Source organism: Streptomyces sp. W1SF4, assembly GCF_003950035.1.
Taxonomy (GTDB): Bacteria; Actinomycetota; Actinomycetes; order Streptomycetales; family Streptomycetaceae; genus Streptomyces; species Streptomyces racemochromogenes.
This window is the reverse complement of record NZ_CP034350.1, coordinates 482,935-498,796: the sequence shown is the minus strand read 5'-3', so window position 1 is coordinate 498,796 and position 15,862 is coordinate 482,935. Positions and strand designations below refer to the sequence as shown.

The following is a 15,862-nucleotide window of genomic DNA, read 5'->3' as shown; positions in this document are numbered from 1 at the left end:
TTCACGACTGCTCCAGGTACCGGTGGACGAGCATGACGGCCATGGCTCCCTCTCCCACGGCGGACGCGACGCGCTTGGCCGACTCGGCGCGGGCGTCGCCCGCCACGAACACGCCGGGGACGCTGGTCTCCAGGTGGTACGGGAGCCGGTCCGGCTCCCACCCCGCGGGCGGCCGGCCGTCCGCCGTCAGGTCCGGTCCCGCCAGGATGAAGCCGTGCCCGTCGCGCAGCACCGTGCCGTCCAGCCAGTCGGTCAGCGGGGCCGCGCCGATGAACACGAACACGTACTGGGCGTCGACCGGTTCCGTCACCCCGCTGTCCACGTCCCGCAGCACCAGCCGCTCCAGGTGGCCGTCACCGTGCGCCGACTCCACGACGGTCCGGGTGCGCACCCTGATGTTGGGGGCCTCCTCGATCTGCTGGACCAGGTAGTACGACATCGAGGCCGTCAGCGACTCCCCGCGCACCAGCAGCGTCACCGACCCGGCGCCCCGCGCCAGGTACATCGCCGCCTGCCCGGCCGAGTTCGCGCCGCCGACGATGTACACGTCCTGCCCGGCGCAGGAGGCCGCCTCCGTGAGGGAGGAGCCGTAGTACACCCCCCGGCCGGTCAGCTCGTCGCAGCCGGGCGCACCCAGGTGCCGGTAGGAGACCCCGGTCGCCAGGATCACGCTGTGCGCGGCGACCGCCGAACCGTCGGAGAAGCGGACCACCCGGGCCGGCCCCTTGACCTCCAGGCCCGTGACCTCGCGGGCCGTGAGGATCTCGGCGCCGAAGCGGGCGGCCTGGCGGCGGGCGCGCTCCGTGAGCTGGGCGCCCGAGACGCCGTCCGGGAAGCCGAGGTAGTTCTCGATGCGGGAGCTCTGGCCGGCCTGCCCGCCCGTCGCCGACCGCTCGACCAGCACGGTGCGCAGCCCCTCGGAGGCCCCGTACACCGCCGCGCCGAGCCCGGCCGGGCCGCCGCCGATGACCACCAGGTCGTAGAACTCGGCCGCCGGGGTGGTGGCGAGCCCCACGTGGGCGGCCAGCTCGGCCGGCTCCGGCTCGATCAGCGCCGTGCCCTCCGGAGTGACCACCAGGGGCAGGCGCTGCCCGTCGGCCCCGGCCGCCTCCAGCAGCCGCCGGCCCTCGGCCTCGTCGGAGGAGTACCAGCGGTACGGCACCTGGTTGCGGGCCAGGAACTCCCGCACCCGCGAGGACGGGGCCGACCAGCGGTGCCCGACCACCTTGGTTGCGGGCACCGGCCGGTGGTCGCTGGACCGCCAGGCCGTGAGCAGGTCGTCCAGGACCGGGTAGAGCTTCTCCTCCGGAGGGTCCCAGGGCTTGAGGAGGTAGTGGTCGAGGTCGACCACGTTGATCGCGTCGATCGCCGCGCTCGTGTCCGCGTACGCGGTCAGCAGTACGCGCCGGGCGCCCGGGTACACGTTCAGGGCCTGTTCGAGGAACTCGATGCCGTTCATCCGGGGCATGCGGTAGTCGGCGAGGATCACGGCCACCAGGTCGCCGCGCAGCTTCAGCTCGCGCAGCGCCTCCAGCGCGGACTCGCCGGACTCGGCACGCACGACCCGGTACCCGCCGCCGTAGCGGCGCCGCAGGTCACGGGCGATGGCGCGGGAAACGCCCGGGTCGTCGTCCACGGTCAGGATGACGGTCCGCGTGCTCTCCACGGCCTGTGCCATACGGCCCATCGTATGTTCGCCGGCCCACGACCGCTCCGGGGCGCGGCGAGCGCCCCGGAGCGGCCTGTTTCCCCCGTTACCCCCGGTGCGGAGGTGTTCTCCTCCGGAGGGGCGCGGTCAGCACCGGTAGGCGGCGCTGGGGTGGGCGGGTTCGCAGTAGCGCACGTGCAGGTGGTTGTCGTGGCCCGCCCAGGAGGTGGTCAGGCCCTCGGAGATCAGCTGGGGGTCGTTGAAGAAGACGGTCTTGACGTGCCCGGGTGCGGCCCGCCGGATCTCCTGGACCAGCCGGCGGGTGGCCGCACGGTCGTAGGCGGCGGACTTCCACGTGATGCGGGCGGCGGTGCACTGCGCGCCGTCGTCGCGGACGGGCCACAGGTCGGCGTCCAGGCCCTGCTCGTGGCTGGCGTGGCCAGGGATGTTCCCGCCCAGTTCGAGCCCGAGGTCGCCCACCGGTACCCGGCCGCGGCCGGCCGACGCGAAGGCGCGTCCGGCGGCCTCCAGCTGGGCGACGGCCGCTGCCGTGCCCCAGTTCGCCGTCTTGTTCCCGTCCGGGTTCTGGTCGCACAGGTTGTTGCCGGAGAAGGTGACGCGCTCGTAGTGCCAGAGCAGGTTCTTCCAGGTCGCCGGGCCCACGACGCCGTCGGCCCCCAGCCCCGCCGCGGTCTGGAACCTGCGCACCGCCGCCCTGGTCCCGGCGCCGAACTTCCCGTCCACGCCGAGGCCGGCCCCGGCCTTGGCGTTGAGCTCGCTCTGCAGGGCGGACACGGCCGGTCCCGAGGCACCCTCCTTCAGCGTCGGGGCCAGGGCCGCCCAGGTGGCCGCGCCGACGATGCCGTCGGCGGCCAGCCGGTGCGAGGCCTGGAAGCGCTTGACGGCGGCGGTGGTCGACGCCCCGAACACCCCGTCGGCCGGGGCGGACTGCCCCTGGGAGGCGAGCAGCCGCTGGAGGGCCAGGACGTCGGTGCCCCGGTTGCCAGCGGACTGCGCGGGGTACTGGGCGCGCCCGTACGCGAGGGACTCCTGGGCGGGTCCGGCCAGGGCCATCAGGACGGCGGCCGGGACCAGGAGGGCGGCCGCCCTGCGGGAGGCGCGGGACAGACGCATCCCGGTCACCGGCTCGCCTCGGCCGTGCAGGCCGCGACGCCGTCGCAGAAGGTGATGTCCCAGTGGTACTTGTTCTTCTCCCAGGTGTAGACGTTGCCCGCCGAGGACCGGTAGCGGGGGTGGGTGCCCCGGGGGGCGAGGCGGGTGAAGCTGCGCTCGATGTAGTTCTTCAGGCAGTCGTTCGGCGTGCCGATGTCCACCTTGTAGCCCTTTTCGTGGCTGTACCGGAAGGTCCTGTCGTGGCCGACCTCCGTGCCCCCGGTGACGTTCAACGCGCACCCGCTCGCGCTCTTGAGGGTCTTGAGCCCGGTGACGGAGGCCTGGTTGATCTGCTCGAAGGAGGTGCAGGTGGGGTTCTGCCGGTCCGTGCACCGGCCGCTGGAGGACCAGGTGACGCCGGCGGCCCGCAGTTGGGCGGCCGCCTGCGACTGGGAGAGCTTGGAGACGGCGAACGCGTTGCCGGGCAGGGCCAGTACGGTGGCCGCGCCGATGGCGCCCGCGGTCAGGGCGAAGCGGTGCAGGGTGCGCATGGTGGACTCCTCGGATGCTGTGTTCGGGTTCGTGCGGAGAAGGGCTAGTACCAGTGCGGTGAGCGGGACTTCCAGGCCTTGTAGGCGTTGCAGGGCGTCCCGTACCGGTCGTCGATGTACTTCAGGCCCCACTTGATCTGGGTGGCCGGATTGGTCTTCCAGTCGGCGCCGGCGCTCGCCATCTTGGTGGCCGGCAGCGCCTGCGGGATCCCGTACGCGCCGCTGCTCGGATTGGTGGCGTACACCCGCCAGCCGCTCTCGCCGTTCCAGAGGTCGTTCAGGCAGCCGAACTGCGCCGCCACGGTCCAGCCGTGCGCGCCGAACTGCCTCTGCGCCGCGATCCTGACGGTGCGGGACAGTCCCATCGCCGACATCGTCGCCGGCCCCGCGGTCCCGTCGGCGCCGAGCCCGTGGGCGCTCTGCCACCGCTTGACGGCCGACCTGGTGCCGGTGCCGAAGACACCGTCGGCCGAGACCCCGGCCCTGGCCTGGACGGCCTCGACCTGGCGGTGCAGGGCGAGTTCGCTGCGGGCGCCGTACTTGCCGTCCGCGTCGAGGCCGTTGTCGCCCTGGAAGTCCCGCAGCGCGGACCGGGTGGCGGGGCCGTCGACCCCGTCGACCCGGTCCGCCGCCAGGTAGCCCAGCCCCGCCAGGTTGGACTGTTCCACGCGGACCTGGTCGACCGCGTTCGCGTCGTGCGCGCCCAGCATCGTGACGAGCAGGGCCGCCGTCGCACCCCCGGAGGCCAGGAACGGTATTCGGGCAGCGGAAATCGGTCTCACTCGGGGCTCCTCGAGAGGGCCACCGGGACCTTCGGGTCCCGGGTGGCTGCCGGATCTGACGGTCTGAAGGCTAGGAGCGGGCCCCCCGCCCGGACGTCCGCTGACGGTTTGAGCTTCGCAACGGCCTCCGTCATCCCAGGAGTTGACCTCCGGGGCCGTCTCAACCCGGCGGTTGACGTCCGGGGCACACCCCCGGGTTGACCCGGCGGGCCCCGCCCCGCCGCCCCGCGCAGATCAACCCCACGGTGGACGACGCACCCGCCGGATCCGCATACCTTCCAGCGATGAGCACCCGGTCACGCCTGCGGCAGGTCCTCCTCGACAGCGCGCTCCCCGTCGTCCTGGCGGTGGGTGGGTGCGTGGCGGGGGAGGAGTACCCCCATGGCGACTGGGCGCCGTTCGACGTCCTGGCGTACCTGCTCACCTGCCTCACGGCGCTGCCGCTCGTCGTCCGGCGGGCACGGCCGATGACGGCGCTGACCCTCTGCTGCCTCGGGTACTCGCTCTACCTCGGCGCCGGCCACCAGCCGTCGCTGAACTGGTGGGCGATACCCGTCGCCCTGGTCAACGCGGCGTCCCGGTGCCCGCTGCGGGTGTCGGTGCCCGGCGCCGGCCTCGCCGCGGCGACCGTGCTGCTCAGCGGGCTCGCGGGTGGCCTCAGCCCGCTGCTGGTCCTCGGACAGGCCGTGATCGTCCCCGTCATCTGCCTGGTCTTCGGCCGCGGACGGCGGCAGGTCGCCCTGCAGAACGCCGAACTCGTCAGACTCGCGGCGGCGCTCGCCCACGAGCAGCGCGAGCGGGCCCGGCGCGCGGTGGTCGACGAGCGGATCCACATCGCGCGCGAGCTGCACGACGTGGTCGCCCACCACATGTCGGTGATCTCCGTCCAGGCCGGTCTCGCCGACTACGTCTTCGCCTCGGACCCCGCCACCGCCCGCTCGGCACTCACCACGATCGCCGGCGCCAGCCGCGACGCCCTGGGCGAACTGCGCAGGCTGCTCACCGTGCTCCGCGTCGACCTGGGCCCGGAGGACGACCCCTCGTCCGCGCCGCTCGGCCCGCTGCCGGAACTCAGCCGGGTGGAGGAGCTCGTTCGGCGGGTCGGGGCGGCGGGGGTGAGCGTCGACATACGGACAACGGGAGTGCCGCGCAAGCTCGACCCGGGCCTGGAGGTGTGTGCCTACCGGGTACTCCAGGAGGCCCTCACCAATGTGGTGAAACACGCCCGTTGCGCCCGCGTGGAGGTGCGGATCGCCTATCTGGCCGACCGGTTGACCGTCTCGGTGCGCGACGACGGCGGCGAGGGGAAACCGGCCATCCCCGCCCCCGGTTCCGGGCACGGGTTGATCGGCATGCGGGAACGGGTGAGGATCTGCGGCGGCAGGCTGTCCGCCGGGCCTTCGAGTGAAGGGGGATTCGAGGTCCGCCTCTCCCTTCCGACCGGCTCGGAGCTCCCGGAGGACGCATGGCGCCCGGCCGCGACCGGACATGAGGGGGACGACAGTGACGGACGTGCTCGTTGTCGATGATCAGGACCTGATCCGGGGAGGCATCGCCGCACTCCTGCGCGCCGCACCCGGGTTCACCGGGGTCGCCGAGGCCTCGGACGGCGAGTCCGCCGTGGCCGCCGCACTGGCCCACCGGCCCGACGTGATCCTCATGGACATCCGCCTCCCGGGCATCGACGGCATCACCGCGGCCGAACGCATCCTCGCCGGCCAGCAGGGCACCCGGTCGCGCATCATCGTGCTCACCACCTTCGACGTGGACGAGTACGTGTACGCGGCGCTGCGCGCGGGCGCGAGCGGCTTCCTCCTCAAGGACACCCCGCCCGAGCGGCTGATCTCCGCGGTGACCACGATCGCCGGCGGCGACATGCTGTTCGCGCCCGCCGTCACCAGGCGCCTCATCGAGGCCTACAGCGCGCGCACCGAGGGCCCCGGCGGAGACGACCGCACCCTGGCGCTGCTCACCAACCGGGAACAGGATGTGCTGCGGCTGGTGGCCAGGGGGCTCGGCAACGACGAGATCGCCGCCGAACTCGTCGTCACCGAGGCCACCGTCAAGACCCACCTGCACCGCACGATGACCAAGCTCGGCCTGCGCAGCCGTGCCCAGGCGGTCGCCGTCGCGTACGAAGCCGGACTGGTGGTTCCGGGGAGGCCCGTCGGTCACCCCTGCTGACCCCTCGCCGGGCCGAAACGGAAGGGCGGGGCGGCCCGCGGCCCGCCCCGTTCCTTGATCATCAGGGTGGAAGCGGAAGCCGTGGGCGCCCCAATCCCGCTGCTCGGCGGGCCCGTTGGGGGTCGCGTGCCCTTGTGCGCACCTCGGTGACGTGACCGGCATGTTCGTGTGTTCCGTCAGTACGAAGTCCCGTCGCCCACGCAGCAGACTTCCCGCCGGGGGCCGCGGCTCGTCATGGGAGCCGACGCCACAGAACGATGGGGGAACCACGCGATGAGTGGTCAGCTGTACGACGGAATCGGCGAAGCGTTCGAAGGCTTCAAGACCCTGCCCATCATCCGCTACGCCGAGGTACCGGGCTTCCTCGGCCTGGTCGGCGACGTCACCGGCAAGTCCGTGCTCGACATCGCCTGCGGCACCGGCTTCTACAGCCGTGAGCTCAAGCGCCGCGGCGCCACCCGCGTCCTCGGCTTCGACATCTCCGGCGCGATGGTCGACGCGGCCAAGGCGATCGAGGACGCCCGTCCGCTCGGCATCGACTACGAGGTCGCGGACACGGCCGCCCTGCGCGAGTTCGACGAGCCCTTCGACGTGGCCGTCGCCGTGCAGGCGTTCAACTACGCGGGCGACGTCGCCGAGATCGAGCGGATGATGCGCAACATCCGGCGCAGCCTCGTCGCCGGTGCCGCGTTCCACCTGTTCGTGCAGGACCCCGGCTACGACTTCGGCGGCCCGTCGCTGGAGAAGTACGGGTTCCTGCTCGAACCGACCGGCAAGGACAACGAGATCGGCGTCGGCATCCGGCTCACCGCGCTGCTCGACCCGCCGGTCTCCTTCGAGGCCACCGTGCCCTCCCGGACGACGTACGAGCAGACCCTGAAGGCGGCCGGGTTCAGCGGCATCGAGTGGGTCACCCTCGAAGTCTCGGACACCGGCCTGGAGGAGTTCGGCGAGGAGTACTGGGCGGACTACACCTCCAACCGCCCGCTGACGATGATCCGCTGCACGGCCTGACCGACGTGGCGGACCCCGGCCCGGCCCGCGGCGCGGCCGCATGCCGGTTTCGCCGATGCCGCCCGGGGGAACGCGCCGTTGGTTAGGGTTTTGGCGTGTTTGGAATCCTGCAGAAGGACCGCGGGCCGGCTCCCGCGGTGGTGCCCCCGTCGTTACGCGCGTGGCTCGGGCTGATCGCCGTCCTCGCCGCCCTGGTCGTCCTCGGGCTCGGGGTGCTGTACGCCGGTGCCGGCGAGCCCGGCGCGATGGACGAGCGGATCGGGACGGCGCTGTACGGGGTGGGGCCTTCCTGGCGGTACGTCGCCCTGGCCACCGACTTCCTGGGGGAGCCCGCCGGAGCCGCGGTGCTGGTCGGGGCCGCCGTGACGGGCTGCCTGCTGCTGCGCAGGCCCCGTGCGGCGGTGCTCGTCGTGGCCGGGGCCGCGCTGGCCGTGGGGACGGCGACGCTGCTCAAGTCCGTGGTGGGACGCACCATCCACGGCGGCAACCTGTCCTTCCCGAGCGGGCACACCGCCTTCGCCACCGCGCTCGCCCTCGTGGCCGCGCTGCTGGCGACCGGCCGGCTCGGCCTCGGCAGGACGGCCGGCACCTCGCTCGTGCTCGCCGCGGCGCTGCTCGCCGGCGCCGCCATGGGCTGGGCACAGGTCGCCCTGGGCGCCCACTACCCGACCGACGTGCTGGGCGGCTGGTGCACCGCGCTGGCGGTGGTCCCGGCGACCGCGTGGCTGGTCGACCGGGCGGCCGACGGCGGCCGGCGCGGGCGCCGCTGACACCACGCCGCCCCGCCGGCCGCCCCGCCCCGACTCAGCCCACCTCAATCCACCTCACGCCAGGCGGCGGAACACCGGCTTGACCGGCCGTCCCCCCAGCCAGGGACCGGGGTCGCCGGCGTCCAGCGCCTTGCGGTACACCGCGCACGCCTGGGCCACCACGTCGACGGTGTGGTCGATGTCGGCGTCACTGAGCGCGCTGCTCACCACGAGCGACGGGGCCAGCACCCCGCCCGCCAGGAGCCGGCGCAGGAACAGGGTGCGGTATTCCTGCGACGGCCGCCCGTCCCCGTCGAGGGTGGCGAAGACCAGGTTGCTGGCCCGGCCCCGGACGACCACGTGGTCACCGACGCCCATGCCCGCCGCCGCTTCCCGTACCCCGGCCGCCAGCCGCTCGCCGAGGGCGTGCAGCCGCGCCGTGACGCCCTCCTCGGTGTAGGCGGCCTGCACGGCCATCGCGGCCGCCAGGGAGTGCGTCTCCGCGCCGTGCGTGGTGGACAGCAGGAACACCCGGTCGCCGGAGTGGCGAAGCCCGCCCCGCTCCATCAGCTCGCGGCGCCCGGCCAGCGCGGAGACGGCGAAGCCGTTGCCCAGCGCCTTGCCGAACGTGGAGAGGTCCGGGACCACGCCGTACAGGCCCTGGGCGCCCGCCTCCGACCAGCGGAACCCGGTGATCATCTCGTCGAAGACCAGGACGCAGCCGTGCCGGTCGGCCAGTGCGCGCAGTCCGGCGAGGTATCCGGGCGGCGGCTCGCTGTGGGTGGCGGGTTCGAGGATCAGACACGCGACCTCGCCCCGGTACCGGCTGAGGATCTCCTCCGTGGCCGCCAGGTCGCCGTACGGGAACGTCACGGTGAGCTCGTTGACCTCGTCCGGGATGCCGGCGGACATCGGCGTGGTGCCGATGAACCAGTCGTCCGTGGAGAAGAACGGATGGTCGGCGCAGATCGCCACCCGCCGGCGCCCGGTCGCGGCGCGGGCGAGGCGCAGGGCGGCGGTCGTGGCGTCGGAGCCGTTCTTCGCGAACTTCACCATCTCCGCGGTCGGCACCGTCGCGAGGAAGCGCTCCGCGGCCTCGACCTCCACGACCGAGGGGCGTACGAAGTTGCCGCCCCGGTCGAGTTCGCGCCGTACGGCCTCCGTCACGCGCGGGTGGGCGTGCCCGAGGCTGACCGACCGCAGGCCGGAGCCGTACTCGACGTAGCGGTTGCCGTCCACGTCCCACACGTGGGCGCCACGGCCGTGGCTGATGACCGGCGCCAGGTCCTCGGGGTACTGGTCGTCGCCCTTGGCGTAGGTGTGCGCGCCCCCGGGGACCAGGGCGTGCAGCCGCTCGTTCGCCGCCCGCGACCGTGGCAGCGCGAACTCTCGGATGTCTTCGGTGTCCACGCCGGCCTCAGCTCTCGTTCTGCTTCAGGACCTCGGCGAGGCTCGGAGCCTCCCGGTCCCGCTGGGACATCAGGGTCGCCGGCAGCGGCCACGGAATGGCCAGCTCCGGGTCGTCGAAGGCGATCGTCACGTCCTCGGCGGGGTCGTGCGGGCGGTCGATCCGGTACGAGGTGTCGGCGGTCTCGGTCAGCGCCTGGAAGCCGTGCGCGCACCCCGCCGGGATGTACACGGTCGCCTGCGTCTCGCCGGACAGCTCGAAGAAGGCCCGTCCCAGGTACGTCGGGGAGTCCGGGCGCAGGTCCACGACCACGTCGAAGACGCTCCCGTACGAGCACCGCACCAGCTTGGCCTCGCCGGCGCCGGAGCGCAGGTGCAGCCCGCGCAGCACGCCCCGCACCGAACGGGACACGCTGTCCTGGACGAACGCCTGCGGGTCGAGGCCCACCGAGCGGAGCACCTCGGCGTCGAAGGTGCGGCAGAAGAAGCCGCGCTCGTCGGCGTACGGCGTCGGTTCGAACAGGTACGCGCCGGCGATCGCCGGGACTTCGGTCGCTTTCATCGGGTCTCCCGCGTGGCGTGGGCGTGGGCGTGGCCGGGGGTGCGGGCCCGGCCCCGGGCGGCACGGCCGGCCGCCGGGAACAGGGCCGCGGTCAGGGCGGAGAACTGGTCCTCCAGGAGCCGGGCGGCGGCCAGGTTCCGCTCGGCGAGGGTCCGCCGCAGCTCGGCCGACCGCGCCTCCAGCTCCCGGAACTGGCCGAGCAGCCGGTCGGCGTCGACCGCGCGGGCCGGGTGGCGGAACGCGTCCAGTCCCATCCGGGCCATCAGCGCGTCGCTCTTCGCCGCGTAGCTCAGCGCGAGCGTCGGGGTGCCGGCCTTCAGCGCGCAGACCAGGTTGTGGTAGCGGGTCGCCACCACGGCGTCGGCCGCCGCCGCCTCCTTCATCAGGCCCTCCAGCGAGTCCGCCCCGGCGGCGGTGACCAGCGGCGAGTCCACCGCTTCGAGGACCGCCTCGACCACCGGGGCGTCGCACGCGTCACCGGTGAGCAGCCGGACCGGCCTGCCCTCGGCGACCAGCGCCCGGACGAACCGGGTCGTCCCCTCCAGGTAGCGCCGGTGGATCTCCTCGGCCCGCGCCCGGTCGTCGTTGCCTCCGTGGAAGTCCATGACACCCACGCAGACCACCCCCGGCGCGTCCGCGGGAGCGTCCGCCGGCGTACCCGCCGGCGGCGTCGGCAGGGCGAACGCGAGGTCGGGGTAGACCTCGTCGCCCGAGGTGTCCACGCCCATCTCCCGCATCGCGTCGCGGGACAGGCCGTCCCGGTACGACCGGTACGCGGCCAGCCGGGCCGACCAGCGCACCAGCGCCCGGGTCGGCCGGTCGGCGATCGGGGCGGCGCCCACGCCGACCAGCGCGACCGGGGTGCCGAGCAGCCGCCCGCTCGCGCAGAGCAGCAGCAGCGAGTACGGGAAGCCCCACGGCCGCAGCGGGAGCGTGGCCTCCAGGACGCCCATGCCCGGCACGATCACCACGTCGTGCCGGCGCACCCAGGCCGCGGTGCGCAGCACGTCGACCAGTTTGCCCAGCCCCTTGCCGGCGACCGCCCCCGCCCGGGACGCGGTCCGGTACTCGCCCCGGTACCAGTGCAGCCGCGTCGCGGGGATCCCGTACCGGGCCGAGACGACCTCGGGCCCGCCGCACAGGGCGTCCACGGCCGCCTCCGGGTGCGCCCCGCGCAGGTACCCGAGCACGGCCTCCAGCGACCCGTCGTTGCCGAGGTTCCCCGAGCCGAGCAGCCCGAACACCCCCACCCGCACCGGGGATCCGCCCGCGGCGCTCACGCCCTCCTCCCCTCGCGCCCGGCGACGAGCTCGTCGACGGAGACCGCGAGCCGGGCCGGGACGACCGGCGCCCGGTCCTCGACCCGCTCGCCGGCCCCCGGCCGGGCCCGGCTGGCCATCCACACCGCCAGGTGGCGGTAGCAGGCCCGCCGGTCGGCCGCCGACAGCGGAGCCCGCCCGATCGCCCCGAGGAACCCCAGGACGTACTCGGCGAGCAGCCGGGGCGTCGGGTGCAGCACGCCCGCCCGCCGCGGGTCCAGGTTGACGCACCGCGAGCGCTTGTCCGGGTTCGCCCGCTCGGCGCGCGAGGGATGGTCGCGGCGGAAGTACAGCAGCTCCGGCACCTGGTGGAAGGGCCCGTTCAGGACGATCTCGGCGACGAACGTGCGGTCCGCGTGGTGGTAGCTGTCGTGCGGCTTCACCCGGCGCAGCACGTCGGCCCGCATCACCCCGTAGAAGTCGTCGCCGCCGGGCTCGAACAGGAAGCTGCGGAAGCGCTCCGGCGCGCTCGGCGAGCCGGTGGCGATCCCGTACTCGTACGGGACCTTCACCCGGCCGTCGCCGTCGATGACGGCCTGGCCGCTGTGCGCGAGTATCACCTCCGGCCGCTCGTCCAGCGCCTCCACGCAGCGCCCCAGCAGGTCCCGGGCGTACAGGTCGTCGTGCGAGGCCCACTTGAACAGCTCGCCGCGGCACTGCGCGAACACGTGGTTGTGGTTGGGCGCGGCGCCGATGTTGCGGGGCAGCCGCAGGTAGCGCACGCGCGAGTCCCGCGCGGCGTACTTGAGACAGATGTCCCGGGTCCCGTCGGTGGAGGCGTTGTCGGAGATGACCAGCTCGAAGTCCTCGTAGGTCTGGCCGAGGAGGGCGTCGAGCGACTCGGCGAGGTACTCCTCGCCGTTGTAGACGGGCAGGCCGATGCTCAGCCTGGGACGGTCGTTCATGAGGTCCTCACTTCGCGGATCGAATGCGTGCGCTCGCGCAGGGCGGACCGCAGGTGCAGCCACCACACGGCCGAGCCGCAGGCGGTCGCGGCGGCGACCCCCCAGGCCGAGCCGACCGTGCCGGCCAGGGCGGCACCGCCGAGCCCGCCCGCGGCGTAACAGGCGGAGGCGAACAACTGGCTGCGCAGGCTGCGCCGGGCCGCGCCGAGCGCGCGCAGCCCGGCCGCCGCGCCGGTGCCCAGGCCCGCGCCCGCGACGCCGAGCGTGGCCGGCACGATCAGCTGCGAGGCCCCCTCCCAGACGTCGCCGAGGACGAGCCCGCCGAGCCCGTCCGGCACCAGCAGCAGGGCCGCGCCCCAGAGCAGCGCGGCGACGGCCTGCACGCCGCCGAGCAGGAGACAGAACACGCCGAGGCGGTGCGGGGCCCGCCGCAGCACCCGGGCCGCCTCGGCGACCGTGACCAGCGACAGCCCCATCAGCACGGCGAGGAACGGTCCGAGCAGCAGCTCGGCGCCCCGGACCACGCCCACCGCGCTGACCCCGACGATCGCGCCGAGCCCGTACGCCCGCAGCTGGCTCGCGCCGCTGACGCAGGTGTTCTCGGCCAGGTACCGGTAGCCCAGGTCGCGGTGGTCGCGGACCCACGCGCGGGCACCGGCCGGGCGGGGCCCGATCCCCGACTGGAAGCAGCCGTACGCCGCGGCCACCGCGGCGGACACGCCCCAGGCGAGGACGAACGCCGCCACGCTGCCCACCCGCGCCGCGACCACCATGGCCGGGACGAGCGCGACGCCCCACACCACGTCGTTGACGAAGGCCTTGCGCCCGGTCCCGGCGGCGAAGAACGCGTACCGCCAGGCGTCCTGGAGCAGCAGACCCGGCAGTACGAGGCCGAGGCAGGCGAACGCCGTCCCCACGACCCCGCCGAGCACCGCACCGGCGACCAGGCAGACGGCGCCGATGGCGGCGCCGACGCCGAGGGCGGTACCCGCCGACCGGGCCACCGCCCCGCGCCAGGACGCCTCCGGCACGCCGCTGAAGCGCACCACGAGCGGGTCGGTGGCCAGCCCGCGGGAGACGCTGAGCACCACCCCGTACGTCACCCAGGCCAGGCTGAACACGCCGAACGCGGCCAGCCCCAGCGAGCGCGCCACGTAGATGCCCACCGCGAAGTTGGACACGCTGGACGCCGCCTGGTCGGCGAGCCCCCAGGACAGCCGGCCGAGGACCGCCCGCTTGGCGGTCCCCGGGGCGGTGTCCGCGTCCGGTGCCGTCGTGGCCGCCGGCGCCGCCGGTGCCGTCGTCTCTTCCCCCTCGGTGGGCACGGGCGTCATTCCTTGATCAGCCCGGCGCCGTGCAGCGCGCCGGCCGCCGCGGCCACGGTGTCGAACGCCAGCCCGGACCGCTCGGCGACGTCCAGCAGGCTGTGCTCCCCGTCGGAGAGGCTGAGCACCCACAGCATGGCCATCTGGGCCTCCTTCGCGTCGCTGCGTCCGCCGAGCGACTCGTACAGACCGCGCCGGCCCAGCTGCGGTTCGCCGTACGGGCTGAGGTTCTGGTACCGCCGGTTGCGGTCCAGTACGGCGAACGCCTCCTGGCACAGGGCCAGGGTGTCCGCCATCGCCTCCGGGGTGACGAAGTCCGGGTTGTCCGCCGAGGTGTGGTACTCGGGGTACCCCGCGTACGGGGTGCGGCTGAGCGAGCCCACCCCGAGGTCGAAGCCCGGCGAGCAGAACTGCCGCTCGTCGTAGCCGTACGGGGTGAACTCCTTCACGCTGTGCGGGCGTTCGGAGGCGGCCAGCACGTGGCGCAGGACCCGGTCGATCTCCGCGTCACCGCGCCGGCTCTGCTTGTACGTCAGTTGCCCCCGGTCGCCGGCGCAGGCCAGCACCAGGCCGTGCCTGACGCGGTCGATCCGCTCCGCGTTGCGGGCCAGCCAGGTGATCGCCCCGATGGTGCCGGGCGCGAACAGGAACCGGTAGGTGTAGTACGGGTTCCGCTCCGCCAGCGCCCGGGCCAGGAAGACCGCCACCGCGATGCCGGCCAGGTTGTCGTTGGCCAGCGAGGGGTGACAGACGTGGCAGGAGACGATCACCTCGTCGGAGACCTGCCCCGGGACCACGTGCTCGGCGTAGGTGAGGTGGCCGTCCGCGAGCGTGGAGTCGATCCGCACCTCGTACTCCCCGTCCGGCAGCGCGTCCAGGGTCTCCTGGGCCAGGCAGAACCCCCACTCCGGCGTGTAGTAGCTGGTGCGGTACGGCACCCAGGACGGGTGGTCGGGCAGGGTGTGCAGGTGCGGGCGCAGCTCGGACAGCGGCATGACCGCCGACACCGGCACGCTGTAGCCGAGCACGTGCAGGCTGGACGCGGCGAAGTCGACGACCCGCTTCCCGGACGCGTCGGCGACGTACGCGTCCCGGATGTTCCACTCCTGCGGCACCGTCCAGTCCAGGACCCGCGTCCCGGTCGGCACCTCGTGCACCTCCAGCGGGACGTACTCGCCGACGATGTCCAGGGTCGCGCGCACACCGTCGCCGGTGATGCTCCGGCACAGCGGGTACAGCCGCTCCACCAGGGCGTGCATCTCGCGGCCGGGCGCGGTCACCGGCGCCACCGCAGGGTGTCGTCGACCGTGCCCGCCCCGGTCGCCGCGCGCAGCACGGCCAGCCGGGTGAAGCGCTGCTCGAAGGAGTCCCGGGTCAGCCCGTGCTCGCGGTAGGCGTCGGCGAGTTCGAGCGCGCCCTGCTTCACCGTCCACGCGCACGCGAAGCCGGGCACCGCGGCGCGGAACCGGGAGAAGTCCACCCGGTACGAGCGCGGGTCGGCGCCGGTCTCCCCGGTGATCACCACCTTGGATCCGGCGACCGCGTCGGCGACCTGCCCGGCGATCTCGGCGACGGTGACGTTGTTGGCCTCGCTGCCGATGTTGAACGCCTCGTCGTGCACCGCCTCGCGCGGCGCCTCCAGCGCGGCCGTGAAGGCCCGCGCGATGTCCGCGGCGTGCACCAGCGGCCGCCACGGGGTGCCGTCGGACATCACCAGCACCTCGCCGGACAGCAGGGCGTGGCCCACCAGGTTGTTCACCACGATGTCGGCGCGGAGCCTGGGGGAGTAGCCGAAGGCGGTGGCGTTGCGCATGTACACCGGGCTGAAGTCCCCGTCGGCCAGCTCGTGCAGGTCGTCCTCCACCCGCACCTTCGACTCCGCGTACGGGGTCACCGGGCGCAGCGGGGCGTCCTCGGCCACCAGGGCGTCTCCGCCGGCGGCGCCGTAGACCGAGCACGTGGAGGCGTACAGGAAGCGCCGCACGCCCGCGTCGCGGGCCAGCCGGGCCAGGTGCACGGACGCGTGGTGGTTGATGTCGTACGTGAGCTGCGGCGCCAGCGAGCCCAGCGGGTCGTTGGACAGCGCGGCCAGGTGGATCACCGCGTCCACCCCGGCCACGTCCTCGGCGGTGACGTCGCGCAGGTCCACCCGCCGCCCCGGCGGGTCCGCGGGCCGCGGGCCCAGCAGGCAGTCGGCGAACAGGCCGGAGTCCAGGCCGACGACCTCGTGGCCGGCGGCCGTGAGGACCGGGGCCATCACGGTGCCCAGGTAGCCCTGGTGTCCGGTCAGCAGTACGCGCAAG

At 74.0% G+C, this 15,862-nt stretch carries 15 protein-coding genes; 4 read left to right on the top strand and 11 right to left on the bottom strand.

Annotated elements, in window-relative coordinates; translation table 11 throughout:
• Position 1: 1 nt before the first annotated feature.
• From D1J60_RS02550 to D1J60_RS02535, 4 genes are all read right to left on the bottom strand, one after another.
• Positions 2 to 1,678, bottom strand: coding sequence for an FAD-dependent oxidoreductase (locus tag D1J60_RS02550; protein ID WP_125819954.1), 1,677 nt, complete (start codon positions 1,676 to 1,678; stop codon positions 2 to 4).
• A 117-nt stretch (positions 1,679 to 1,795) separates the two neighbouring features.
• Positions 1,796 to 2,782, bottom strand: coding sequence for a penicillin-insensitive murein endopeptidase (locus D1J60_RS02545; RefSeq protein WP_241253523.1), 987 nt, complete (start codon positions 2,780 to 2,782; stop codon positions 1,796 to 1,798).
• 5 nt (positions 2,783 to 2,787) lie between these two features.
• Complete coding sequence (locus D1J60_RS02540) at positions 2,788 to 3,312, bottom strand: hypothetical protein (RefSeq protein ID WP_125819953.1); 525 nt, start codon at positions 3,310 to 3,312, stop codon at positions 2,788 to 2,790.
• A gap of 44 nt (positions 3,313 to 3,356) precedes the next feature.
• The gene (locus tag D1J60_RS02535) at positions 3,357 to 4,094 is read right to left on the bottom strand and encodes a peptidoglycan-binding protein (protein ID WP_125819952.1); all 738 of its coding nucleotides are present in this window, start codon (positions 4,092 to 4,094) and stop codon (positions 3,357 to 3,359) included.
• A gap of 284 nt (positions 4,095 to 4,378) precedes the next feature.
• Between D1J60_RS02535 and D1J60_RS02530 the strand changes: the two genes are divergently transcribed.
• The 4 genes from D1J60_RS02530 (at position 4,379) to D1J60_RS02515 (ending at position 8,062) form a co-directional block, all read left to right on the top strand.
• Positions 4,379 to 5,623: a sensor histidine kinase gene (locus tag D1J60_RS02530; RefSeq protein ID WP_241253111.1), complete on the top strand. Its 1,245-nt coding sequence runs from the start codon at positions 4,379 to 4,381 to the stop codon at positions 5,621 to 5,623.
• Entirely contained in the window at positions 5,583 to 6,278 is a 696-nt protein-coding gene (locus tag D1J60_RS02525; protein WP_125594680.1) for a response regulator transcription factor, read from the top strand. The genes D1J60_RS02530 and D1J60_RS02525 overlap by 41 nt, the downstream gene beginning before the upstream one ends.
• Positions 6,279 to 6,551: 273 nt before the next feature.
• Positions 6,552 to 7,292 carry a class I SAM-dependent methyltransferase gene (locus D1J60_RS02520; protein ID WP_125819950.1) on the top strand — a complete coding sequence of 247 codons (741 nt, stop codon included), beginning with the start codon at positions 6,552 to 6,554 and terminating at the stop codon, positions 7,290 to 7,292.
• Between the two features lie 95 nt (positions 7,293 to 7,387).
• The gene (locus D1J60_RS02515; RefSeq protein WP_125594682.1) at positions 7,388 to 8,062 is read left to right on the top strand and encodes a phosphatase PAP2 family protein; all 675 of its coding nucleotides are present in this window, start codon (positions 7,388 to 7,390) and stop codon (positions 8,060 to 8,062) included.
• A gap of 54 nt (positions 8,063 to 8,116) precedes the next feature.
• Here the strand turns inward: D1J60_RS02515 and D1J60_RS02510 are convergent, their stop codons facing one another.
• The 7 genes from D1J60_RS02510 to D1J60_RS02480 are packed head-to-tail and all read right to left on the bottom strand — an operon-like array spanning position 8,117 to position 15,861.
• Positions 8,117 to 9,451 carry a glutamate-1-semialdehyde 2,1-aminomutase gene (locus D1J60_RS02510; RefSeq protein ID WP_125819949.1) on the bottom strand — a complete coding sequence of 445 codons (1,335 nt, stop codon included), beginning with the start codon at positions 9,449 to 9,451 and terminating at the stop codon, positions 8,117 to 8,119.
• A gap of 7 nt (positions 9,452 to 9,458) precedes the next feature.
• The gene (gene rfbC, locus D1J60_RS02505; RefSeq protein ID WP_125819948.1) at positions 9,459 to 10,010 is read right to left on the bottom strand and encodes a dTDP-4-dehydrorhamnose 3,5-epimerase; all 552 of its coding nucleotides are present in this window, start codon (positions 10,008 to 10,010) and stop codon (positions 9,459 to 9,461) included.
• Entirely contained in the window at positions 10,007 to 11,290 is a 1,284-nt protein-coding gene (locus D1J60_RS02500) for a polysaccharide pyruvyl transferase family protein (protein ID WP_125594685.1), read from the bottom strand. Before D1J60_RS02500 ends, rfbC begins: the two co-directional genes overlap by 4 nt.
• A complete protein-coding gene (locus tag D1J60_RS02495) occupies positions 11,287 to 12,234 on the bottom strand; it encodes a glycosyltransferase family 2 protein (protein ID WP_125819947.1) in 948 nt (315 codons plus the stop codon). Before D1J60_RS02495 ends, D1J60_RS02500 begins: the two co-directional genes overlap by 4 nt.
• A complete protein-coding gene (locus tag D1J60_RS02490; protein WP_125819946.1) occupies positions 12,231 to 13,568 on the bottom strand; it encodes a hypothetical protein in 1,338 nt (445 codons plus the stop codon). Before D1J60_RS02490 ends, D1J60_RS02495 begins: the two co-directional genes overlap by 4 nt.
• Positions 13,565 to 14,848 carry a DUF4910 domain-containing protein gene (locus tag D1J60_RS02485; RefSeq protein WP_125819945.1) on the bottom strand — a complete coding sequence of 428 codons (1,284 nt, stop codon included), beginning with the start codon at positions 14,846 to 14,848 and terminating at the stop codon, positions 13,565 to 13,567. Before D1J60_RS02485 ends, D1J60_RS02490 begins: the two co-directional genes overlap by 4 nt.
• Positions 14,836 to 15,861, bottom strand: a complete 1,026-nt coding sequence (locus tag D1J60_RS02480) for an SDR family oxidoreductase (protein ID WP_125819944.1) — start codon at positions 15,859 to 15,861, stop codon at positions 14,836 to 14,838. Before D1J60_RS02480 ends, D1J60_RS02485 begins: the two co-directional genes overlap by 13 nt.
• Position 15,862: the final 1 nt, after the last annotated feature.

Bases quoted from the DNA above. Each gene is read 5' to 3' on its own strand.
- D1J60_RS02525 (WP_125594680.1), top strand. From the start codon at position 5,583: ATGAGGGGGACGACAGTGACGGACGTGCTCGTTGTCGATGATCAGGAC.
- D1J60_RS02550 (WP_125819954.1), bottom strand. From the start codon at position 1,678: ATGGCACAGGCCGTGGAGAGCACGCGGACCGTCATCCTGACCGTGGAC.
- rfbC (WP_125819948.1), bottom strand. From the start codon at position 10,010: ATGAAAGCGACCGAAGTCCCGGCGATCGCCGGCGCGTACCTGTTCGAA.
- D1J60_RS02530 (WP_241253111.1), top strand. From the start codon at position 4,379: ATGAGCACCCGGTCACGCCTGCGGCAGGTCCTCCTCGACAGCGCGCTC.
- D1J60_RS02540 (WP_125819953.1), bottom strand. From the start codon at position 3,312: ATGCGCACCCTGCACCGCTTCGCCCTGACCGCGGGCGCCATCGGCGCG.
- D1J60_RS02520 (WP_125819950.1), top strand. From the start codon at position 6,552: ATGAGTGGTCAGCTGTACGACGGAATCGGCGAAGCGTTCGAAGGCTTC.
- D1J60_RS02495 (WP_125819947.1), bottom strand. From the start codon at position 12,234: ATGAACGACCGTCCCAGGCTGAGCATCGGCCTGCCCGTCTACAACGGC.
- D1J60_RS02490 (WP_125819946.1), bottom strand. From the start codon at position 13,568: ATGACGCCCGTGCCCACCGAGGGGGAAGAGACGACGGCACCGGCGGCG.
- D1J60_RS02545 (WP_241253523.1), bottom strand. From the start codon at position 2,782: ATGCGTCTGTCCCGCGCCTCCCGCAGGGCGGCCGCCCTCCTGGTCCCG.